The following is a 21,990-nucleotide window of genomic DNA, read 5'->3' on the forward strand; positions in this document are numbered from 1 at the left end:
CTCATGACTGACTCGCCCGACAGCACCACCGCCCCTCGCCCCAGCGGCGCCGTCGCCGCCGGCCTCGCCACCGTCGCCGGCGACGGCACCGTGCTCGACACCTGGTTCCCCGCCCCCGAGCTGTCCGCCGGGCCCGGCCCTGCCGGGACCGAGCGGCTCACGCCCGGCCAGGCGGCCAACCTGCTCGGTGAGGGCGCCGCCAAGGCCGTCGGCGTGGACGCCCGGCGCGAGGTCGAGGTCGTCGCCGTCCGTACGGTCATCGCCTCGCTCGACGAGAAGCCGATCGACGCGCACGACGCCTACCTGCGCCTCCACCTGCTCTCGCACCGGCTTGTGCGGCCGCACGGCCAGAGCCTCGACGGAGTCTTCGGCCTGCTCGCCAACGTCGCCTGGACCTCCCTCGGCCCGGTCGCCGTCGACAACGTCGAGCGGGTCCGGCTCAACGCCCGTGCCGACGGCCTTCACCTCCAGGTGACCTCGATCGACAAGTTCCCGAGGATGACGGACTACGTCGCGCCCAGGGGCGTCCGTATCGCCGACGCCGACCGGGTCCGGCTGGGGGCGCACCTCGCGGAGGGCACCACCGTCATGCACGAGGGCTTCGTCAACTTCAACGCGGGCACCCTCGGCACCTCCATGGTGGAGGGCCGCATCTCCGCGGGCGTGGTGATCGGCGACGGCTCGGACATCGGCGGCGGCGCCTCCACCATGGGCACCCTCTCCGGCGGCGGCAATGTGGTCATCTCCGTCGGCGAGCGCTGCCTCGTCGGTGCCGAGGCGGGTGTCGGGATCGCGCTCGGCGACGAGTGCGTCGTCGAGGCCGGCCTCTACGTCACGGCGGGCACCCGCGTCACCCTGCCGGACGGCCAGATCGTCAAGGCGCGTGAGCTCTCCGGCGCCTCGAACATCCTCTTCCGCCGCAACTCGGTGACCGGCGCCGTCGAGGCCCGCCCGAACAACGCGGTCTGGGGCGGCCTCAACGAGGTGCTCCACAGCCACAACTGACGCACGCCGTCCCGCCCCAGGGGCCCCAGGCCGCGGGGCCCGCGCGCTCGGCCGCGTGGGGCGGAGGGGGGAGCGGAGGGTGAGCGCGCGCACCCCGGGGAGCGCGGGCTCCCGGCAGTGGTCTCGGACCGGAGCCGGGACCCGCCCGGGGCCCTGCGGAGCGGCCGGGCGACCGGGCCGGGACGCCCGCGCTCTGTCCGGTCGCGGGCGTCCGGGCCTCCGCGGCCGGACCGGCGGTGCCGCCGCGCCGGCCGCGCACAGCGCCGGCCGCGGCGTTCGGCTCGGCCGGTTCCCTCCCCCGACGGCGGCTTCCCGGGCTACGGGCGGAAGCGGAGCACCTGCGGGTCGTGGTCGCTGTTCTGCTCCGCGAACTCCGCGTTGATGTGGACGCTGTCGTAGCTGAAGTCGTCGATCGACGGGCTGATCAGAATCTGGTCGAGCACCTGGCTGTTGCCCTGGTACACGTACGAGTAGCGGTCCGCGCGCGGCAGCGACATGATCGCCGGGTACAGCGCGCCGCCGTCCGTGAGCGCCTTCGTGGTCTCGGAGAACTCGAAGTCGTTGATGTCCCCGAGCACCACCACGTTCGCGTTGCGCTGGGCCTTCAGGATGTCCTTCACGAAGGTGTTCACGGTCTGCGCCTGCTGGAGGCGCTTGGCCTCGGAGGAGCGGGTCGGCGGCTGGTGGTGCGAGGTCAGGCTCTCGTCGCCGCCCTTCGAGCCGAAGTGGTTGGCGATGACGAACACCGTGCGGCCGCGGAAGACGAACTCCCCCGCGAGCGGCTTGCGGCTGTTGTCCCAGGCGGCGTTCGCCGGGTCGATCCGGCCGGGGGAGTGGGTGAGGGCGGCGCGGCCGTACGCGCGGACGACACCGGTCGCCGCGGTCGCGCTGCCGCCCGGGCGGTCGGTGAAGGAGACCCGCTCGGGGTTGAAGAGGAACACCTGGCGGATGTTGCCGCCGGGCTGGCCGCCGTCCTTGTTGTCCTCCGGGTCCACCGAGCGGAAGTCGTACGCCGGGCCCCCGGCGGCCGCGATCGCGTCCGTGAACCTGCGGACGGTCTCGTCCGCCGCGACCACACCGTCGTTCTTCGTCCCCGTGTTGTCCTGGATCTCCTCCAGGGCGACGATGTCCGGCGTCGCGAGGTTCTCCACGACGGCGGCGGCCAGGGCGTCGAACTTCTCCTGCGGGTCGGACGGGTCCAGGTTCTCGACGTTGTACGTGGCCACGGACAGTTCGCCGCGGCGCTCCTGGCGGGTGCGCTCGCGCTCAAGGCCGCGGTCCTGCACGGTGCCGAGGGTGCGGGCCGTGAGGGTGTAGCCGCCGTACTGGCTGAAGTCCAGCGGGCCCTCGGTGGTGCCCGACAGCACGTCACCGACGTTGGCCTTCGGGAACGGCTGCTCGGCCGTCGGCACCAGCGACTGGATCTGCAGCCGGCCGGAGTTCTGGGAGGCGTACGAGCCGTAGCGGGTGCCCCCGCGCAGGGTGGGGTTCTCCCACGGCTTCACCGTGACCCACAGCTCCGCGTACGGGTCGGTGGCGCCGACGATCCGCGAGGACCCGATGCGGACGTTGCTGCCTTCCAGGGACTCGTAGTAGTCGAGGGCGTAGCTGCGGGGCCGCAGCGGCAGCGCGTTGATGCTGTTCCCGGCGGCGGGGTCGCCTTCGGGCGCGTACGCCGACGGCACGGACCGGCCGGTGATGGTCACGGGTGCGGGCAGCGCGTTGCCCGAGGAGACCACGGTGACGGCGGGCTTGGAGATCTGGGTGATCGATTGGTTGCCGGAGCCGAGACCGCCCGGGACGTACTCGCCGACCGTGCCGGAGACCTCGACCGCGTCGCCGGCGGCGACCGTCGGTGTGGAGCCGGTGTAGACGAAGAGGCCCTCGCTGGTGGCGGGGTCGGTGTCGGGCCGCGGGTCCTGCATCCAGAAGCCGCGCGAGGAGCCGTAGGTGCGGACACCGATGACGATGCCCCCGACGTCCACGACCTGCTGCCCGACGAGCGGGGAGGTACGGGTCGTGCCCTGGATGTCGTGAATGCGGACGGTCGGGCCGGCGCTCTCGGCGTCGGCGGCGGCCGAGGGGGAACCGGCGAGCAGACCCGCGGCCAGTGCTGCGGCCGCGACGGCCGCGACAGCGGCAGATCTCGGTATGGAAGGCATCAGGGAACTCCGGAGTGAGGATCGAGGGGTGGCCCTGTGCGGCCACCGATGGTTCTACGCGCGTCAATGTCTTGTGTGGACGTGCGGCTTGTCAAGAGGTGCCGGGTGCAGGGGGATTGACGGGTCCGTGAATCGGAAGGCAACGGGCGGATTGCGTCTACGCTGGGGGCCGCTACGAGCCGGAGACGACCAGAGCCGAGGAGAGCCCCCCATGCCAGAAGACCGCCCCGCCGGACGCAGTGTCCTGCCGCCCGTGCGGCTGCCCTCGGAGGCGGAACTGGCGCGGGACGCGCTCGGGGCGCCCCTGCTCGCCCGGGCCGTCCGGCTGGCGCGCTGGGCCGGGCCCGGGACCAGGGTCGGCGCGGGCGGTGAGCTCGTCGACGAGCAACTCCCGGCGGCGGCGGAGGCGTTGGGGCTGCACCCGGACGACGACGGACTCGCCTACGCGAGCGAGGCCTGGCGGATCGCCGTGGACACCGGGCTCGTCGAGGCCAGGGACCCGGAGGACGACGCGGCCGAGTACGGCACGGTCACCCACGGCGAGGCGCTGCCGCTGGTCACGGGCGGCGGACCGCAGGACATCCTCGCACTCTGGCAGGACGCCTTCGACGCGGTCTTCGCCGACGCCATCGCCCCCGTGCTCGAGGACCCCGGCGCGATCATCGGCCCGGACGGCGGGATCGACTTCGACGCCCTCGGCTGGGACCCCGAGGCGGAGACCGAGTTCCTCGACGCCGTGCTCGGCAATCTGTACGCGCTGACCGTCGGCGAGACGGGCGGGTCGGAGGGGCCGGTCCCGCTGCCCGCGCTCGCCGCGTCGCTGATCGTCCCCGACGATATGCGGGAGCCCACGGACGCGGTGCTGGAGCAGGTCTCCGAGGCGATGATGCGCCTGGACGACCAGTTCCGGGTGCTGGAGCCGATCGGGCTGGTGGAGTACCGGCCCGTCGACGAGGCGCTGATGGCCGAGGAGGGAGCCGAGTCCGCCCTCCCGGCCGAGGAGGAGGACTTCTCCCGCTACGGGCTGGTGAAGCTCACCCCCCTCGGACTGTACGGGGTCCGCAACCGCCTGATCGAGGGCGGGGAGCCGGTGCCGACCCTCGGCGACCTCGCGGACAAGGGCGCGGACGCGCTGCTCGACGGGGTCGCGCACTACCCCGACGGCGCCGCGCTTGCGGAGACCGCGCAGTGGCTCGAAGGGCGCGCCCCGCTGCAGGCGGCGCGCGAGCTGCTCACCGCCGCCCGGGGCGCCGACCCGGGCGCGCCGCTGCGGCGGCTGCGCTGCCAGCAGGCGCTCGCGCTGGCCGGCCCCGAGGCGGAACCGGCGGTCCGGGACGTCCTGGACGACCGCGAACTCGGGGGCCTGGCACGGGTCTGGCTCGCCGAGCGCGGCTCACCGGACGTACCGCCGCCGCCGGAGGCCATGGTCTTCTGGCTCGCCGTCGACACCATCGCGGCCCAGCTCGACGCCGAGGGCGACCTGGCCGAACTCCAGGACCTCATCGTGGGCCTCGTGGGCCGGCACGGCGGCTTCTTCGACGCGGTCTGGCGCGTCGACCACCCTGCCGCGGTCGATGTCCTCGAGGCGATGGGCCGCCTCCACCCCGACAAGAAGACGGCCAAGGACGCCCGCAAGGCGGCGTTCAAGGCCCGCTCGCGGGGCTGACGCCGTCTCGAACCCCGGCGGGCCCCCGCGCGGGCGGTCCCGTGGAACAAGCCTCGCGGCATGCGTCGCGGGCGGGCGTGCGACGGGTGCCCGGGCACGGCCGCAGGCCGGTGCCGGTGCCATACCGTCCCGGGCCCTCAGATGCTGCCGTGCGTGCTGCGGTGGGGGAGCGGGGGGCGCCGCCGGCTCGGGGCCGGTTGCGCACAGGCCCGGCGCGGCGTCCGCCGGCCCTCGGGGCGCGCCATGCAGGAGTGCCGGGACGCGGGCTCGCCGTCCCGCGGGGGGACGGGATACGGAGAAGGCCTCGGTCCGTCGCCCGCGAGGCGCTGAACACGGGCCGATGCGATCGGCCGTGGGGATTGAGCCGGGGGAGGGTGGAGGGCACATACTGCAGACGATGACTGAATCCTTCGCCTCCCGGAGGCGCCTGCTGCCCACCAGCCCCTTCCACCGCCCTGACCCGGCCGCCCCACCGATCGAGCAGTTCGAGGTCGGAGACCGGGTCTCGCATGACCAGTTCGGACTCGGAAGAGTCACCGGAGTCGAGGGCGCCGACGCCGTCCTCGTCGACTTCTCGGGGCGGCAAGGGAGGATCCTGAGCCCGTTCACCAAACTGGTCAAGCTCTGACCTCACACCTCCGGGCCGCCGCTGACCGGCGGCGGCCCGGAAGCCCGGGGTGCGCGCCCCGGCTCACAGCGCCCGGGCGGCCGGCTTGACCATGCCCCGGACCGTCCGGGACTTCACGAACTCGCCCATGGCGGTCATCTCCCACTCGCCCGAGAACTGGCGGATGAGCTTCGCCATCATCACCCCGGTCTGCGGCTCGGCGCCGGTGAGGTCGAAGCGCACCAGCTCCTCGCCCGTCGCGGCGTCGATCAGCCGGCAGTACGCCTTCGCGACCTCGGTGAACTTCTGGCCCGAGAAGGAGTTCACGGTGAAGACGAGTCCCGTCGCCTCGGCCGGGAGCCTGCCGAGATCCACGACGATCACCTCGTCGTCGCCCGCGCCCTCGCCGGTGAGGTTGTCGCCGGAGTGCTTGATCGCGCCGTTCAGGATGGAGAGCTTGCCGAAGTAGCAGCTGTCGAGGTGGTTGCGCTGCGGTCCGTAGGCGATCACGGAGGCGTCCAGGTCGATGTCCCGGCCGCGGTGGGCGGGCTCCCAGCCCAGCCCCATCTTGACCTGGGAGAGCAGCGGACGGCCGCCCTTGACCAGGGACACGGTCTGGTTCTTCCGGAGGCTGACCCGCCCCTTGTCCAGGTTGATCTTGCCGGAGCCGGGTGGGACCGCGGAGGCGGGCGAAGGCGCGGGCGAGGGGGCGGCTGCCGGTGCGGCCGGAGCCGAGGACGCGCCCACCGCTACCGCGGGCGGGGGCGCCGCGGCCGGTTCCTCGTCGACCGAGACCCCGAAGTCGGTGGCGATGCCGGCCAGCCCGTTCGCGTACCCCTGACCGACGGCGCGCGCCTTCCACGCCCCGTTCCGCAGGTAGATCTCCACGACGACCAGGGCCGTCTCCGCACCCAGGCGCGGCGGCGTGAAGGTCGCCAGCGCCGAGCCGGCGTCGGCGTCCCTGATCGTGGCGGTGGGCTCCACGCCCTGGAAGGTCTGCCCGGCGGCGTCCGGGCTGGCGGTGACGACGATCTTCTCGATGCCGGGCGGAACGGCCGCGGTGTCGACGATGATCGCGTCCGGCGCGGAGCCGCCGCCTGCGCGGTAGGTCACCCCGGGGCCCGAGGGCTGGTTGTAGAAGATGAAGTCGTCGTCGGAGCGCACCTTGCCGTCGGAGGTGAGCAGCAGGCCCGATACGTCGAGCCGCACCGGAGCGGCGACGTCCACCGCCACACGGGTGGCGGCCAGGGGGATGTTCGAGCCGGGGGTCATAGCTGTCATGACTGGGGTAACGAGCGAGATCGCTTTGCCGTTCCCTTACCTTGGGCCGGGCCGGGACGGGACGGGACGTTGACGGGTCCTGCATACCGCGCCCCGCCCACCAGCCGGAATCAGTCTTTCCGGTTCCGGTGCGCGCTAGGCGAGTGCCGCCCGCATCATCTGCTGCGCGATCGGCGCCGCGAGTCCGTTGCCGCTGACCTCGGAGCGCGCCGCCCCCGAGTCCTCGACGACCACGGCGACCGCCACCATGGCCCCGGACCCGGCGTCCTCGGCGTACGAGGTGAACCAGGCGTACGGCGTCGCGCTGTTGTTCTCGCCGTGCTGGGCGGTTCCCGTCTTGCCGCCGACCTCGGCGCCGTCGATCCGGGCGTTGCTGCCCGTACCGTCCTCCACGACCGTGACCATCGCGCTGCGCAGTTGCTCCGCGGTCCGTGAGGAAACGATTCGCTCGGTGTCGGAGTCCGGGTACTCCCGCAGGGTGGACCCGTCCGCGTCCACGACCCTGGACACCATATGCGGCGACGCCAGCAGCCCGTCGTCGGCCAGGGCGGCCGACACCATGGCCATCTGCAGCGGGGTGGCCGTGACCTCGAACTGCCCGATGCCGGTCAGTGCCGTCTGCGCTTCGTCCATGTCCGCCGGGTACACACTCGTGGCGGCGCGCACGGGGACGTCCTGCTCGGAGTCGTTGAAACCGAACTTCTCCGCCATCGCCCGGAGCTTGTCCTTGCCGAGCTGCTCCGCCATCCTGCCGAAGACGTTGTTGCAGGAGTACCGCAGGGCGGTGCGGATCGTGGCGTCCTCGCAGGGGGCGGAAGCGTTCTCGTTGACCAGCACCGTCCGGGTGTTCGGCAGGGTGTAGGGCTGGGGGCTGTCGGTCGGCTCGTCGACGGACGAGTACAGCCCGTCCTCCAGCGCCGCCGCGGCGACCACCAGTTTGAAGGTCGAGCCGGGCGGCAGCGGCTGCCGGAGGGCCCGGTTGACCATCGGCTGGTCCTCGTCCTCGGTGAGCTGCTGCCATGCCTCGCCGTCCGTGGTCCCGCTGATCTGCGACGGGTCGTACGACGGAGTGCTCACCACGGCCAGGACCCGCCCGGTGGCCGGATCGATGGCGACCGCGGCGCCTTTGGTGTCGCCGAGCGCCTCGAAGCCCGCCCGCTGGACCGCCGGGTCGATGGTGGTGAGCACGTCCCCCGGCTGGGCCTGCTTGCCGACGAGGACGTCGAGCGGGTTCTTCAGCCGGCTGTCCGTGCCGTCGAGCACATCGCCGTAGATGCCCTCGAGCTGAGTGGATCCGTACGCCTGTGAGCTGTAGCCGGTGACGGGCGCGTAGAGGGCGCCGTCCGTGTACGTGCGCTGGTAGGCGAGGTCGCCTCCCTCCGTCCGCTGCGAGCCGGTGACCGGGGAGCCGGCCACGACGATGTCGCCGAGCGGCTGCGCGTACTGCGCGATGGTGTTCCGCCGGTTGTGCTTGTCGTCCGCGAGCGCCTTGGCCTCATAGGCCTGCACCCAGGTCGCCCGCAGCAGCAGGGCGAACACCAGGAGCAGGCTGAAGACCGCGGTGCGCCTGATCGTCTTGTTCATCTCACAGTAGGACGAGTCGCACGGGGAGTCCCGTTCCGGAGGGGTCGGTTTTCTCACCGAACCCTCATCAGGCCGGGGAGCGCCCCGAGCGGGATGCCTCGGGGGCGTCCCCGGACGGGATGCCCCGGACGGGATGCCCCGGACGGGTCGGGCCGGGCACGTTCTGCGGCGGTGAGCGGCCGATCGGGACCGACCTATCCCGACTCGCCCACCCGGACTCGCCCACCGGGCCCGTTTGTCGGGGCCGCCAGGGCGTGCAGCGGCCGTTCCGGTACCAGCAGCAGCAGCGCCCGGGGGGCCGAGGTCGCCACACCGCGCCCCGGCCGGTTCCGGGCGCCGCACGGCGCGCCCTTGACCGTCTGCTCGCGGTCGGGTTGGGCTGCCGAGCCACCCGGGGGAGGAGGCCGCGGCGGGTGCGGCACCGGTCTCGCGGGCAGCCCCCCGAACCGGGAGGCCGCGTACGCGGGTCGGGGGCGACGGCCGAGGCCGACGCGACAGCCGGGACGGGTGGACGCCCCGTTAGGGTGGGGGCGTATGGACACCCTGGGGGGCGCCGAGTTCGCGCCCACGTCGACGTATCTGAACACCGCCTTCTGCGGCCTGCTGCCGAGGCGCTCGGTGGAGGCCGTCGGACGGCTCGCCCAGGAGATCGCCGACGGTCGCCCGGAGGGCTCGGGCAGCACCGGGGCCGTCGAGGCCGCCAGAGCGTCCTTCGCCCGGCTGATGGGGGTGTCCGCGGACCGGGTCGCGCTCGGCGGCTCGGTCGCCGTCCACGTGGGGCTGATCGCGGCCTCCCTGCCGGCCGGGGCGGAAGTCGTCGTCCCCGAGGGGGAGTTCACCTCCGTGGTCACCCCCTTCACCACCCGGGACCTGAAGGTGCGGTACGCCCCGCTCGACTCGCTGGCCGAGGCGGTGGGGCCCGGCACCGCGCTGGTGGCGCTGTCCGCGGTGCAGTCCGCCGACGGCCGGATCGCCGATCTGCCGGCGGTGCGGGCCGCCGCGGCCGTGCACGGCGCGCGCGTCCTGCTGGACGCGAGCCAGGCCGCCGGCTGGCTTCCGCTGGACGCGGGACGGTACGACTACACGGTCACCGCCGGGTTCAAGTACCTGCTGTGCCCGCGCGGCGCGTCCTTCCTCACCGTCACCGAGGAGGCGCAGGAGTCGCTGGTCCCGGTGCACGCGGGCCGGTACGCGGCGAACGACCCGGGTGGGAGCACCTACGGGCCGGTCGAGGACTTCGCCCGCTCGGCCAGACGCTACGACGAGCCGCCCTCGTACCTCTCCTACCACGCGGCGGCGCAGTCCCTGCCGCTGCTCGAGGAGACGGGTGTCGCGGCGGTGCACGCCCACGGCACCGCGCTCGCGGCCCGGTTCCGGGCCGGACTGGTGGGGCTCGGGCATGAGCCGGTGCGCGGCGACTCGGCGATCGTCGGGGTACCCGGACTCGGCGAGCGCGGGCCCCGGCTCGCCCGCGCGGGAGTCGTCACGTCGGCCAGGGCCGGCGTTCTGCGGGCCTCGTTCCACCTCTACAACTCGGCCGCCGATGTCGACCGGGCGCTCGACGTGCTCTCGGGCTGACCGGGCGCGTCCGCCGGCTGCCGGCCGGCCGGGCTCCGGCCTCCGGGCATGGGGAAGGGGCCGGCCGATGGTGCGGCCGGCCCCCTGCCCGCATCTCGCGGCGGCCCCACCGGGAGGTGCGGTCACCGCGCTCCGACGCCGTGTTCCGGGGCGTCCCCCGGAACCGGCCCCGAGCTCACCTCACCGGCGTGAAGTCCCGCGCGCCGATGAACGTCGGACGCGGCACCGGCGCTGCGAACGGCTCCCGCGCGGCGTTCTCCACGCTGTTGAACACGATGAAGACATTGCTGCGCGCGTACGGGGTGATGTTGTCCCCGGAACCGTGCATCGCGTTGCAGTCGAACCAGGTCGCCGAGCCGGCCCTGCCGGTGAACAGCCGGATGCCGTGCCGGTCCGCGAACGCGGTCAGCGCTCCGTCCGACGGGGTGCCGGCGTCCTGCATCTGCAGCGACTTCTTGTAGTTGTCCTCGGGAGTCTCGCCGGCGCAGCCGAGGAACGTCTTGTGCGAGCCGGGCATGATCATCAGCCCGCCGTTGGTGTCGTAGTTCTCGGTGAGGGCGATCGACACCGACACGGTCCGCATGTGCGGCAGCCCGTCCTCGGCGTGCCACGTCTCGAAGTCCGAGTGCCAGTAGAAGCCCGAGGCCCCGAACCCGGGCTTGACGTTGATCCGCGACTGGTGGACGTAGACGTCCGAGCCGAGGATCTGCCGCGCCCGGCCCACGACGCGCTCGTCCCGTACCAGGGCCCCGAAGACCTCACTGATCTTGTGGACCTCGAACACCGAGCGGACCGACTGCGACTTCGGCTCGACGATCGAGCGCTCGTCGGCGCGGATCAGCGGGTCGTCGACCAGCCGGTCCAGCTCCGCGCGGTAGATCTCCACCTCGGCCGGGGTGAGCAGCTCGGGCATGGCGAGGAAGCCGTCGTGCTCGTATCCCTGGAGGTCGGCCGCGGAGATCGGGCCCGGCGTTGCGGGCGCCGACCACACCACCGGGTCCTGGCGGGGGACGGCGGTCTCGGTGGCGCCGCGGGTCGGGTAGAGGTCGGTGATCGCGGTGGTCATGGTCAGCCCTCCTCGGTGTGCTGGTGGTTCCCCCCGGCCTCGGGTTCCGGGGCGGGGTAGGTGCCGTTCTCGTCGTGGTCCTCCCGTCCGGTGACGGGCGGGTTGAAGACGCAGACGCAGCGGAAGTCCGTCTTGGGACGCAGCGTGTGGCGCTCGTGGCCGTCCAGCAGGTACATCGTGCCGGGCCTGATCCAGTGCGCCTCACCGGTCTCGTCGTTCGTCAGCTCGGCCTCGCCCTCCACGCAGAGCACGGCCTCGATGTGGTTCGCGTACCACATCGACGTCTCCGTGCCCGCGTACAGCACGGTCTCGTGGAGGGAGAAGCCCGCCCGCTCCTTGGCGAGCACGATCCGCTTGCTCTCCCAGGTGCCGGACTTCGAACGGACGTGCCGGTCGGTGTTCTCGATGTCCTTGAGCGATCGGACGATCACGGTGTTCTCAGAACCTTTCTTTTCTCGCCGTACGGGGGGTGGGTCGGGGTGCCGCGGGGGGCGTCAGGCGGTCTCGCGGACGGCGCGGGCCAGAGTGCGCAGGCCCTCGTCCAGTTCGTCGGGCGTCACGGTGAGCGGCGGCAGCAGCTTCACCACCTCGCTCTCCGGGCCGGAGGTCTCCAGCAGCAGGCCCAGCTCGAAGGCGCGCGCGCAGACCGCCGACGCACGGCTCTTGTCGGCGAACTCCAGGCCCCAGACCAGACCGCGGCCGCGGTAGTGGGCGCCGAGGGCGGAGTTCTCGTCGCAGATGCCCAGGAGGGCCTGCTCGACCTGCTCGCCGCGGGCCAGGGTCTGCTTCTCCATCTGCCCGTCGGCCCAGTAGGCGTCCAGCGCGGCGGCCGCCGTGACGAAGGCGGGGTTGTTGCCGCGGAAGGTGCCGTTGTGCTCGCCCGGCTCCCAGACGTCCAGCTCCGGGTTGAACAGGCAGAGGGACATGGGCAGGCCGTAGCCGCTGATGGACTTCGACAGGGTGACGATGTCCGGGGCGATGCCCGCCTCCTCGAAGGAGAAGAAGGCGCCGGTGCGGCCGCAGCCCATCTGGATGTCGTCGACGATGAGCAGCATGTCCTGACGCCGGCACAGGTCGGCCAGCGCCCGCAGCCACTCGGGGCGGGCGACGTTGATGCCGCCCTCGCCCTGCACGGTCTCGACGATGACCGCGGCGGGCTTGTTCAGCCCGGACCCCTGGTCCTCGAGCAGGCGCTCGAACCAGAGGAAGTCCTGGACCTGGCCGTCCAGGTAGTTGTCGAACGGCATCGGGGTGCCGTGGACCAGCGGGATGCCGGCACCGGCGCGTTTGAAGGCGTTGCCGGTCACCGCGAGGGAGCCGAGCGACATCCCGTGGAAGGCGTTGGTGAAGGAGACGATCGACTCGCGGCCCTTCACCTTGCGGGCCAGCTTCAGCGCGGCCTCGACGGCGTTGGTGCCGGTCGGGCCGGGGAACATGACCTTGTAGGGCAGGTCACGCGGCCGCAGTACGGCGTTCTGGAAGCTCTCCAGGAAGGCGCGCTTGGCGGTCGTCGCCATGTCCAGGCCGTGGGTGATGCCGTCGCGTTCCAGGTAGTCGAGCAGCGCGCGTTTGAGTACGGGGTTGTTGTGGCCGTAGTTGAGCGATCCTGCGCCGGCGAAGAAGTCGAGATAGGTGTGGCCGTCCTCGTCGGTGAGGCGGGCGCCCTGCGCGCGGTCGAACACGGCGGGCCAACCGCGGCAGTAGCTGCGCACCTCCGACTCCAGGGTCTCGAAGACACTCAGGGCGGGCGGGGTGATGGTCACAGCGTGTCACTCCTGATGTGGGGTCGGACGGAGCTGGGATGCGGGTCGTGCGGGGGTGTGCGGGCGTGCCGGGGCGGCCCGGCGCCGGAACAACAGGTCCGGGTCCGGGGCACGGGACACGGGACCGGCTGGTCCACCGGCCTCAGTCGCCGCCGGGGGCGGCGGTTCCGCCGGAGGCGCCGGGTCCGATGGGTGGTCCGATGGGTCCGATGCGGTACAGCACCTCGGGCTGGTGTCCCCCGTCGGGGAAGAGCCCTCCGTCGAACAGGACCTCGCGGTCCAGCGACGCGCCGTGCCGGGCCGCATACGAGGTGAACAGGCGGTCGGAGGCGGTGTTGTCCGGGGTGACGGTCGTCTCGATCGCGCGGATGCCGCGCGGGGCGACCCGGTGGGTGAGTGCGTCGAGGAGCGTGCCGGCCAGTCCGCGGCCGCGGTGCCCGCCGTCGACGGCGACCTGCCAGACGACCAGCACGTCCGGGCGCTCGGGCCGGACGTAACCGGTGACGAAGGCGATCGGCTCGCCGTCCGGGCCGCGGGCCACCACGGAGGTCGCGGCGAAATCGCGGCACCACAGCAGATAGCTGTACGAGGAGTTGAGGTCCAGGACCTCGGAGTCGCGGGCTATACGCCAGATGGCGGCTCCGTCCTCCACGCTCGGGCTGTCGATGCTCAGTGCGGTGGTCATGCGGATTCAATTTACCGAGCAAATTCATAAAATGCATCGTGGGGAGGGGTTGGCGAGTCTTGCCCGATGTGTTATCGCGCGAGCGCGCACCCTGGCGTGAGCCTGGGGTGAATTATCCCTTTTGGCCGGGATTTATCGGACAGAACGCCGTTTGTGTGGTGTCCGTCACACTGGCGAGAGGCTCGTGGAATGACTCTCGGGCCTCGCGGGAATCGATGCGTTTAGGGCCCGGGAAAGCGGGCAGACGAACACAGGGAGCAGCTCTTGGAAAAGGTGCTCACGGAATTCTCTTATTAATGCTCTGTTTGTTTTTCGGTGTGGCTGGGAGAATGGGTTCTGTCGGGATTCGGGGAGTGCGGCAAAGCGCGCCCACACAGCCCCGCCGGCATCCGCGGTGGAGAACGGCACCGCGGGAGCCGCGGTGGCCCACGCGTTCCAGGGGGCCCCGGGGTCTTGCGGCTCTCGGACCTCTCCGCGGCCCCGGGCCCTGCTGCGCCCCCAGGGTCTTCGGGGTTCACGGGGGCCCCGGGGTTCACGGGGTTCCGCCGCCCTCCGGCCGCCTCGGGCCCCGGGCTCCCGAGGCCCTCGCCGGGCCGCCGCGAGCGGGCGGGCCCGGGTGTCTCCTGCGTACCCTGCGCACCCTGCGAACTGGGTGTCCGGCCCCCGCGCCCCCGGCCGTGCCGGGTGCCACCGGTCGCGGGACGGGCCCCGGAGAGGGGCTCGTAGAGTGCCCCCCATGAGCGATCACGCGGTGCTGCATGTGAAGGGGCGGGTACTCGTCGGGCCGGACGACGTGCGGGACGAACTGTGGGTGGTCGGCGGGCGCGTCGCCTACCGGCGCCCGGCCGCCGGGGACGTCCGCACCGTCCGGGGCTGGGTGCTGCCCGGTCTGGTCGACGCGCACTGCCACGTCGGGCTCGACCGGCACGGCGCGGTGGACGAGGCGACCAGCGAGAAGCAGGCGCTGACCGACCGCGACGCGGGCACCCTGCTCATCCGCGACGCCGGATCCGCCGCCGACACCCGCTGGATCGACGACCGCGAGGACCTGCCGAGGATCATCCGCGCCGGGCGCCACATCGCGCGCACCCGCCGCTATATCCGCAACTACGCCCACGAGATCGAGCCGGAGGACCTCGTCGCCTATGTGGGGCGCGAGGCCCGGTGCGGCGACGGCTGGGTCAAACTCGTCGGCGACTGGATCGACCGGGAGGTGGGCGACCTCACCGCCTGCTGGCCGCGCGGCGCGGTCGAGGCCGCCATCGCCGAGGCGCACCGCCTGGGCGCGAGGGTCACCGCGCACTGCTTCGCCGAGGACTCGCTGCGCGACCTCGTCGAGGCGGGCATCGACTGCATCGAGCACGCCACCGGACTGACCGAGGACCTGATCCCGCTGTTCGCCGAGCGCGGCGTGGCCATCGTCCCGACGCTGGTCAACATCGCCACCTTCCCGCAGCTCGCGGCCGGTGGCGAGAGCAGGTTCCCGCGCTGGTCGGACCATATGCGACGGCTCCACGAGCGCCGTTACGACACCGTCCGCTCGGCCTGGGACGCGGGCATCCCGGTCTATGTCGGCACCGACGCCGGCGGTTCCCTGCCGCACGGGCTGGTGGCCGCCGAGGTCGCCGAACTGGTCAAGGCCGGGCTCCCGGTGGCCGACGCGCTCGCCGCGACGACCTGGGGCGCACGGGCCTGGCTGGGGCGGCCGGGCCTGGAGGAAGGCGCCCCCGCGGATCTGGTCGTGTACGAGAGCGACCCGAGGGCGGACGTACGGGTGCTGGCGGCGCCGAGTGCGGTGGTCCTGCGGGGGCGTGTCGTCGGCTGACGGGCCGTGCCGCGGACCGGGGGCCGGGCGTGCGGGCCCCGGGAGGCCCGCGCCGCGGTCGGCGCCGGCGGCACGACGGGTGCCACCGCGGGTGTCACCGCGGGCGTCACGGTCCGCGCCACCCGGCGGCGACGCCGCATCCCGCTCGGGGGCACGCTCCGCAGGCGACCGCCCCGCGCCTTCACGTCCGCCGCACCGCCGCGCGGCGGCTACGCCCCGACGAGGGCGAGTGCCTGGTCGAGTGCCTGGAGGAAGCGGTTCGTCGTGGCGCGGTCGCGCACCGCGAGCCGCAGCCAGTCGCGGTCCAGCCCCGGGAAGGTGTCCCCGCGCCGGGCCGCGAAGCCGAGTGCCCGCAGCCGTTCGCGCACCTCGTCCGCGCGGCCGATGCGGACGAGGACGAACGGGCCCGCCGCCGGCACCGCCCGTACCTCGTCGAACTCCGCCAGGCCGGCGAGCAGATGCGCCCGGTCCGCCGCGATCAGGTCGGCCGCCCGGGCGGCCTCCGCGAGCGCCCGCGGCGACATGCACGCCTCGGCCGCGGCGAGCGCGGGGGTCCCCACCGGCCAGAGCGGCTGGGCCCGTTCGAGCCGGGCGACCGTGCCGGGCTCGGCCAGGACGTAGCCGATGCGCAGCCCCGCGAGGCCCCAGGTCTTGGTGAGGCTGCGGACCACGACGAGCCCGGGCACATCGGTGCGCGGGGCGAGGGTCTCCGGTTCGCCGGGAACCGCGTCCATGAACGCCTCGTCGACGACCAGGATGCGCCCGGGCCGGGCGAGCCGGGCCAGTTCGGCGGCCGGGTGGAGGACCGATGTCGGGTTGGTGGGATTGCCGACGACGACCAGGTCCGCGGACTCGGGCACGGCGGCCGCATCCAGCCGGAATCCCTCCTCCGCGCGCAGCACGACCCGCCCCACCTCGTACCCCGCGTCCCGCAGCGCCGCCTCGGGCTCCGTGAACTGGGGGTGCACCACCACCGGACGGCTCACCCGCAGGGCCCGCGCGATCAGTACGAAGGCCTCCGCAGCGCCCGCGGTCAGCAGCACCCGCCGCACGGGTACCCCGTGCCGCGCCGCGACCGCCGCCCGTGCCGCACGGCCGTCCGGATAGGCGGCGAGCGACGCCAGGGACGCCGCGATGCGCTCCCGCAGCCACACCGGAGGGGTGCCGGTGCGGACGTTGACCGCGAGATCGGTCAGTCCGCCCTCGCGGACCTCCGCGTCGCCGTGGTGCCGCAGATCGTGGAAGCCGGCGTCGCTCACGGTCGTCCCGCCAGGGCCGGAACCGGTGGGGCGGCGGCCCGCCGATGGCGGTCGGCGACCGGACCGGCCGACTCGTCGGGGAGGCCGTCCGCGGCGATGAGCGGTGCGGGCGGGGGAGTCAACTGTTCTCCTTGCGGTAGTGGCGGTGGTGGCGGCGGCGGCGGTGGTGGCGACGCCGCCGGTGCTGTCCGGCCGGCCCGCCGTCGTTCGGATCCGGGATCATTCCGGCGCCACCGGCTCCCCGGGCGGCGGGACCGGTGCGGGAGCCCGGGGCTCCCCGGGCGCCGGGGCCGCCTGCGGAGCCGAAGGATCCGCACGCCGTACGATGGCGCAGGTCACCGCGCCGGGGCGCCCCTGACCGCCGGATTTCCTCTTCGCCACGACGAGTTCCCCGCCCTCGGCGAGAGCGGCCGCCTCCGCCACCGACCCGGTACCCACCACGACGGCCGCCGCGGAAGGGTTCGGCACCGGTACCCGGGCGAGCTCCGCGGCCGGGTAGGCCCGCACCGGGACGCCGAGCGCGGCGGCCGCGGCTGCGACACCCGGTTCCCGTGCCTTGGCGGCCACCGTCGCGAAGGCCACGACCGAATCCGCCGCCGCACCGGCCTCCCGCAGTGCGTCCCGGACCAGACCGAGCACCTCGCCCGCGGGCGCACCGCGGCGCGCCCCGACCCCCACGACGAACCGGTCCGTGCGTCCTGTCATGGCGTGGCTCCCGGTGTGCCGGGGGCGGGATCGGACGGCAGGTACCCACGGCGGTGCCCGCCGCGCTCGGCGCGGCCTTCCCGGCGGGCGGCGGTACGGGGCCGGCGGTCGCGCCCGAGGCCGTTCCCCACGACGCCGCTGACGGCCTCCACCCGGGCACCGTGACCGGCCCCTACGGGGCCGGGCGCCGCGGGGCCGTCGCCATGCCGTTCGCCGCTGCCCCCCGCCCGGCCGCCTGCGGTGCCCCCACACCGCTGTGCACGATGCCGCCTCATCTGCTGGGCGGCTGCCCCGGCTTCTTCGGCGCTGCGCCGCTCCGTCCCGCCGCCGTGGAGGCCCTGCCGGAGGTCCCCCGGGCCCGCCCGGCCCGCCCGGCCGGGTGGACGCCGCCGTGCACGGCCCGGGGCGGGGCCTTCCGCCGGCCGGTGACCGGCCGGGCGGTGTGACGTGCCGGGGCCACCGGCGCCTATCCCCGCGCTTCCCACGCCGCGCATCCCTCGGCGAAGCGGCGGGCCGCGCCCGGAGCGCCCGCCCAGTGCGTGTGCACATAGCTCGCGTGCACACCGCCCTGTACGAAGCCCTCGACCCGGGGCTCCGGCTGCCGGAGCCCCCAGGCCGGGGCCGCTCCCGCGCCCGGCTCGATCACGGTGCGGTGGAACTCGTGGCCGCGCATCCGGGCCCCGGCCGGGGCCAGCGCGCTGTCGCCCACGGCCACGGCGTCCCGGTAGCCCAGCGTCAGCCGCTCCGTCATCCGGGCGCCGGCGTCCAGCACCCCGCACATGGGCCTGCCGTCGAGGGAGCGCGCGAGATACAGCAGCCCGGCGCACTCGGCGGCGACGGGCGCCCCCGCACGGGCGAGTTCGGCGACCGTCTTGCGGAGACGGGAGTTGGCGGACAGCTCCGGGGCGTACACCTCGGGGAAGCCGCCGCCGATGACCAGGCCGGCCGTGCCGGCGGGCAGTTCCTCGTCGCGCAGCGGGTCGAAGGTGACGACGTCGGCACCGGCCGCCCTCAGCAGCTCCGCGTGCTCGGCGTACGAGAACGTGAACGCGGCGCCCCCCGCCACGGCGATCACGGTCCGCCGGCCGCCGGCCCCGAGCGGTCTCGGGCCGCCGGCTCGGACGGTCCGCCGGTCCCCGGCCCCCGGGGGCTCCGGGTCCGGGGCTTGCGCGGACCACCGGCCGGCGGCTTCGGGTGGCCTCAGGCCGCCTCCTCGGGCGGGCCGGCGACTCGGGGCTCCGGCAGCGGGGGGCTCCAGTGCCGTGCCGGGGTCCCAGGGGTCCCCGGGGAGCGGCGGGGCGCTGCGCGCCAGGGCCAGCAGTGCCGGGAGGTCGCAGCCCGCCCGCACCTGCTCGGCCTGCGCGCCGACCGCGCCGACGGCCTCCGCCCGCCGCTCGGCGACCGGAACCAGGCCCAGGTGCCGCGACGGCGTCGCCACCGCAGGAGCGCGGCGCAGCACCCCCAGCACCGGCACCCCGGACTCCTCCAGGGCATCCCGGAGCAGGGTTTCGTGGCGGTCGGTGGCGACCTTGTTGAGGATCACCCCGCCGAGCCGCACCTCCGGGTCCCAGGACGCGAATCCGTGCACCAGGGCCGCCACCGAACGGGACTGCGACGAGGCGTCCACGACCAGGACCACCGGTGCCCGCAGCAGCTTGGCGACCTGGGCCGTGGAGGCCAGCTCACCGGCTCCGGCCGCCCCGTCGTACAGCCCCATCACGCCCTCGACCACCGCCAGGTCGCACCCGCGCGCGCCGTGTGCGAGCAGCGGGGCGATCAGCTCCGTGCCGCACATGTACGCGTCGAGGTTGCGTCCCGGCCGCCCGGTGGCGAGCGCGTGGTACCCGGGATCGATGTAGTCGGGCCCCACCTTGTGCGGCGACACGGCGAGGCCGGCGGCCGTGAAGGCCGCCATCAGCCCCGTCGCGACGGTGGTCTTGCCGCTGCCCGAAGCGGGCGCGGCGATGACGAGTCGCGCTACCACGTTCTGCCTGCCGACCGCGTCACCACTCGATGCCCCGCTGGCCCTTCTGGCCCGCGTCCATCGGATGCCTGACCTTGGACATGTCGGTCACGAGGTCGGCGAACCCGACGAGTTCCGGCGGGGCGTTGCGGCCGGTGATGACGATGTGCTGGGTTCCGGGCCGGTCGCGCAGCACCTGGACGACCTCGGCCGTGTCGATCCAGCCCCAGTGGAGCAGATAGGCGAACTCGTCGAGTACGTAGAACCGGTACGTCTCGGCGGCCAGATCCCGCTTGACCTGCTCCCAGCCCTCGCGCGCCCTGTCCTCGTGGGACTGCTCGCCCTCGGCCGGAGGGCGCTGGATCCAGGACCAGCCCTCGCCCATCTTGTGCCAGCGGACGGTGCCGCCCTCGCCGCTCGCGCCGAGGACCCTGAGTGCGTTCTCCTCGCCGACCCGCCACTTCGCCGACTTGACGAACTGGAACACCCCGACCGGCCAGCCCTGGTTCCAGGCGCGGAGCGCCATCCCGAAGGCGGCGGTGGACTTCCCCTTGCCGATGCCCGTGTGCACCATCACCAGCGGCCGGTTGCGGCGCTGGCGGGTGGTGAGACCGTCGTCCGGAACCACGTCCGGCTTTCCCTGCGGCACTACGCTGCCCTCCTGTCGCGGACCATGCTGCCCGTTGCCGTTACGGTCGCCGTTCCCGTTCCGGTCGTCGATGCGGGTCCGGTCGCTGCCGCCGTTCTCGTGCCCGCCGCTGCCCGTACGTCCCGGACCAGCCCCGCGATGCTGTCGGCGCGCAGCTCGTCCAGGGTGACGGCGGTGCCGCCGAGGTCACGGGCGAGATCCCCGGCGAGGCCGAGCCGCACCGGGCCCGTCTCGCAGTCCACGACCACCGCGGCCGTGCCCCCGGCGGCGTGCAGCCGGGCGGCGCGCCGGGCGAGCGCGAGGGCGTCGCCGCCCGCCCCGGTCGCGCGGCCGTCGGTCACGACCACCAGGAGCGGCCGCCGCGAAGGGTCGCGCAGCCGTTCCACCCGCAGTACGTCGTGGGCCCTCAGCAGGCCGGCGGCCAGCGGGGTCCGGCCACCGGTCGGCAGCTCCCCGAGCCGGGCCGCGGCGGTGTCCACGGACGAGGTCGGCGGTAGTGCCACGTCCGCCGCGGTGCCCCGGAAGGTGATCAGGCCGACCTTGTCCCGGCGCTGGTAGGCGTCCAGCAGCAGCGACAGCACCGCGCCCTTCACCGACCCCATGCGCCGGCGCGCCGCCATGGAGCCGGAGGCGTCGACGACGAAGAGCACGAGATTGCCCTCGCGGCCCTCCCGGGTGGCCTGCCGCAGATCGTCTCTGCGTACCACGAGGCCCGGTCCGCGGCGGCCGCGGGCGTGCTGGTGCGGAGCCGCCGCCCGCACGGTCGCCGACAGGTGCAACGCGGTCAGCGTCCCCTGCGGCCGCTGTGCTCCGGTGGTCCTGCCGTGCTCGGTGCGGGCCCGGGAGCGGCGTCCGGCGGCGCCCTCGCCGAGGCCGGGCACGCTGAGCGCCCTGGTGCGGAACGGTTCCCCGGCCCGCTCGGCAGCCCGCTCGCCGCCGGCGCCCGGGGAGGGCGCCCCGGAGGGCTCCGGCTGCCCGGCGGACGGGTCGGACGGGTCGGACGGGCCGGACGGGTGGGACGCCCCGGACGGATGTGACGGCTCGGACTGATGTGACGGCTCGGACTGTGCGGCGGAGGCGGCCGAGTCCGGCCCCCGGCTCTGCGGTGGGGCGCCGCCGCCGGGGCCGTCCGGGCCGCTGTCCGGGCCGGACGGGTCCGCGCCGGGGCCTGGATCGGGATCGCTGTCGGGATCGGGGTCCGGCCGGTCGTCCCCGCCGAACCGCTCCAGCGTCTCGTCGAGCATGTCCTCGTCGAGGCCGGGTGCGTCGAAGGGATTGCGCCGCCGCCGGTGGGGGAGGGCGAGGAGCGCGGCCTGCCGCACATCCTCCACGCCTACCTCCGTGCGCCCGGCCCAGGCGGCCAGCGCCGCCGCGGTGCGGGCCATCACGATGTCGGCGCGCATACCGTCCACCTCGAACGCCGCGCAGGTGGCCGCGATCTGCCGGAGCGCCGCGTCCCCGAGCCGCACCCGGGGCAGCGCCGCCCGCGCGGCCGTGATGCGCTCGCGCAGCACGGCCTCCTCGGCCGCCCAGCGGGCGGCGAACGCCGAGGGGTCGTCGTCGTAGGCGAGTCTGCGCCGTACCACCTCCACCCGCTGCTCCGGCTCCCGGGAGGCGGCGACCTCCACCGTCAGCCCGAAGCGGTCCAGCAACTGCGGCCGCAGCTCGCCCTCTTCGGGATTCATCGTGCCGACCAGCAGGAAACGGGCGGCATGCCGTACGGACACGCCCTCGCGCTCCACATGGGAGGCGCCCATCGCGGCCGCGTCCAGCAGCAGGTCGACCAGGTGGTCGTGGAGCAGGTTGACCTCGTCGACGTAGAGCACACCCCGGTGGGCGTCGGCGAGCAGGCCCGGCTCGAACGCCTTCACCCCGTCCGCCAGGGCGCGTTCGATGTCCAGCGCGCCGACGAGCCGGTCCTCCGAGGCGCCGACGGGCAGTTCGACGATCCGGGCCGGGCGCGCCGCGCCCGGGGCGCCCTCGTGGGGCCCGTCCGGGCACAGCGGGTCGGGCGCCGCGGGCGCGCAGGAGAACCGGCAGCCCGCGACCACGTCGACCTCGGGCATCAGGGCGGCGAGGGCGCGCACCGCCGTCGACTTGGCGGTGCCCTTCTCCCCGCGCACCAGCACACCGCCGACGGCCGGGCTGACCGCGTTCAGCAGCAGGGCGAGCCGCAGGTCGTCCATGCCGAC

General features: G+C 74.2%; 18 protein-coding genes. 6 read left to right on the forward strand and 12 right to left on the reverse strand.

The window, feature by feature from the left end:
- Positions 1–3 precede the first annotated feature (3 nt).
- On the forward strand, positions 4–1,005 hold the full coding sequence (gene dapD, locus SCWH03_RS07125; RefSeq protein WP_173263271.1) for a 2,3,4,5-tetrahydropyridine-2,6-dicarboxylate N-succinyltransferase: 1,002 nt from the start codon (positions 4–6) through the stop codon (positions 1,003–1,005).
- Between the two features lie 317 nt (positions 1,006–1,322).
- On the opposite strand, the gene SCWH03_RS07130 is transcribed toward dapD, so the two are convergent.
- Positions 1,323–3,167 carry a DUF8508 domain-containing protein gene (locus tag SCWH03_RS07130; protein WP_173263272.1) on the reverse strand — a complete coding sequence of 615 codons (1,845 nt, stop codon included), beginning with the start codon at positions 3,165–3,167 and terminating at the stop codon, positions 1,323–1,325.
- Between the two features lie 211 nt (positions 3,168–3,378).
- On the opposite strand from SCWH03_RS07130, the gene SCWH03_RS07135 reads away from it, so the two are divergent.
- Together SCWH03_RS07135 and SCWH03_RS07140 are read left to right on the forward strand one after the other, a co-directional pair.
- Entirely contained in the window at positions 3,379–4,833 is a 1,455-nt protein-coding gene (locus tag SCWH03_RS07135; RefSeq protein ID WP_173263273.1) for a hypothetical protein, read from the forward strand.
- Positions 4,834–5,230: 397 nt separating this feature from the next.
- Positions 5,231–5,461, forward strand: a complete 231-nt coding sequence (locus SCWH03_RS07140; protein WP_173263274.1) for a hypothetical protein — start codon at positions 5,231–5,233, stop codon at positions 5,459–5,461.
- Between the two features lie 63 nt (positions 5,462–5,524).
- Here SCWH03_RS07140 and SCWH03_RS07145 read toward each other — a convergent pair whose 3' ends face one another.
- Positions 5,525–6,721, reverse strand: a complete 1,197-nt coding sequence (locus SCWH03_RS07145) for a TerD family protein (RefSeq protein ID WP_173263275.1) — start codon at positions 6,719–6,721, stop codon at positions 5,525–5,527.
- A 135-nt stretch (positions 6,722–6,856) separates the two neighbouring features.
- Positions 6,857–8,305: a penicillin-binding transpeptidase domain-containing protein gene (locus SCWH03_RS07150; protein WP_173263276.1), complete on the reverse strand. Its 1,449-nt coding sequence runs from the start codon at positions 8,303–8,305 to the stop codon at positions 6,857–6,859.
- 534 nt (positions 8,306–8,839) lie between these two features.
- Here SCWH03_RS07150 and SCWH03_RS07155 point away from each other — a divergent pair.
- Positions 8,840–9,883 carry an aminotransferase class V-fold PLP-dependent enzyme gene (locus tag SCWH03_RS07155; RefSeq protein WP_173263277.1) on the forward strand — a complete coding sequence of 348 codons (1,044 nt, stop codon included), beginning with the start codon at positions 8,840–8,842 and terminating at the stop codon, positions 9,881–9,883.
- A 175-nt stretch (positions 9,884–10,058) separates the two neighbouring features.
- Here the strand turns inward: SCWH03_RS07155 and thpD are convergent, their stop codons facing one another.
- From thpD to ectA, 4 genes are all read right to left on the reverse strand, one after another.
- Positions 10,059–10,949, reverse strand: a complete 891-nt coding sequence (gene thpD / locus SCWH03_RS07160; protein WP_173263278.1) for an ectoine hydroxylase — start codon at positions 10,947–10,949, stop codon at positions 10,059–10,061.
- A gap of 2 nt (positions 10,950–10,951) precedes the next feature.
- Positions 10,952–11,380, reverse strand: coding sequence for an ectoine synthase (locus SCWH03_RS07165; RefSeq protein WP_173263279.1), 429 nt, complete (start codon positions 11,378–11,380; stop codon positions 10,952–10,954).
- Positions 11,381–11,443: 63 nt separating this feature from the next.
- Complete coding sequence (gene ectB / locus SCWH03_RS07170; protein WP_173263280.1) at positions 11,444–12,712, reverse strand: diaminobutyrate--2-oxoglutarate transaminase; 1,269 nt, start codon at positions 12,710–12,712, stop codon at positions 11,444–11,446.
- A gap of 142 nt (positions 12,713–12,854) precedes the next feature.
- Entirely contained in the window at positions 12,855–13,397 is a 543-nt protein-coding gene (ectA, locus tag SCWH03_RS07175; protein WP_173263281.1) for a diaminobutyrate acetyltransferase, read from the reverse strand.
- A gap of 736 nt (positions 13,398–14,133) precedes the next feature.
- On the opposite strand from ectA, the gene SCWH03_RS07180 reads away from it, so the two are divergent.
- Positions 14,134–15,222: an amidohydrolase family protein gene (locus tag SCWH03_RS07180; protein ID WP_173263282.1), complete on the forward strand. Its 1,089-nt coding sequence runs from the start codon at positions 14,134–14,136 to the stop codon at positions 15,220–15,222.
- 209 nt (positions 15,223–15,431) lie between these two features.
- Here SCWH03_RS07180 and cobC read toward each other — a convergent pair whose 3' ends face one another.
- Positions 15,432–16,481, reverse strand: a complete 1,050-nt coding sequence (gene cobC / locus SCWH03_RS28820; RefSeq protein WP_254076608.1) for an Rv2231c family histidinol phosphate aminotransferase CobC — start codon at positions 16,479–16,481, stop codon at positions 15,432–15,434.
- 219 nt (positions 16,482–16,700) lie between these two features.
- Positions 16,701–17,186 carry a cobalamin biosynthesis protein gene (locus SCWH03_RS28825; RefSeq protein WP_371872622.1) on the reverse strand — a complete coding sequence of 162 codons (486 nt, stop codon included), beginning with the start codon at positions 17,184–17,186 and terminating at the stop codon, positions 16,701–16,703.
- Between the two features lie 53 nt (positions 17,187–17,239).
- On the opposite strand from SCWH03_RS28825, the gene SCWH03_RS07190 reads away from it, so the two are divergent.
- Positions 17,240–17,632, forward strand: coding sequence for a hypothetical protein (locus SCWH03_RS07190; protein WP_173263283.1), 393 nt, complete (start codon positions 17,240–17,242; stop codon positions 17,630–17,632).
- 20 nt (positions 17,633–17,652) lie between these two features.
- On the opposite strand, the gene SCWH03_RS07195 is transcribed toward SCWH03_RS07190, so the two are convergent.
- Genes SCWH03_RS07195 through SCWH03_RS07205 form a run of 3 tightly spaced genes read right to left on the reverse strand, consistent with a single transcriptional unit; the run spans position 17,653 to position 21,984 of the window.
- Complete coding sequence (locus SCWH03_RS07195) at positions 17,653–19,170, reverse strand: cobyrinic acid a,c-diamide synthase CobB (RefSeq protein WP_173263284.1); 1,518 nt, start codon at positions 19,168–19,170, stop codon at positions 17,653–17,655.
- Positions 19,171–19,189: 19 nt separating this feature from the next.
- A complete protein-coding gene (gene cobO, locus SCWH03_RS07200; protein ID WP_173263285.1) occupies positions 19,190–19,798 on the reverse strand; it encodes a cob(I)yrinic acid a,c-diamide adenosyltransferase in 609 nt (202 codons plus the stop codon).
- A complete protein-coding gene (locus SCWH03_RS07205) occupies positions 19,798–21,984 on the reverse strand; it encodes a putative cobaltochelatase (RefSeq protein WP_254076614.1) in 2,187 nt (728 codons plus the stop codon). Before SCWH03_RS07205 ends, cobO begins: the two co-directional genes overlap by 1 nt.
- Between the last annotated feature and the right edge of the window lie 6 nt (positions 21,985–21,990).

It is taken from the genome of Streptomyces pacificus (genome assembly GCF_011766325.1).
Classification (GTDB): domain Bacteria; phylum Actinomycetota; class Actinomycetes; order Streptomycetales; family Streptomycetaceae; genus Streptomyces; species Streptomyces pacificus.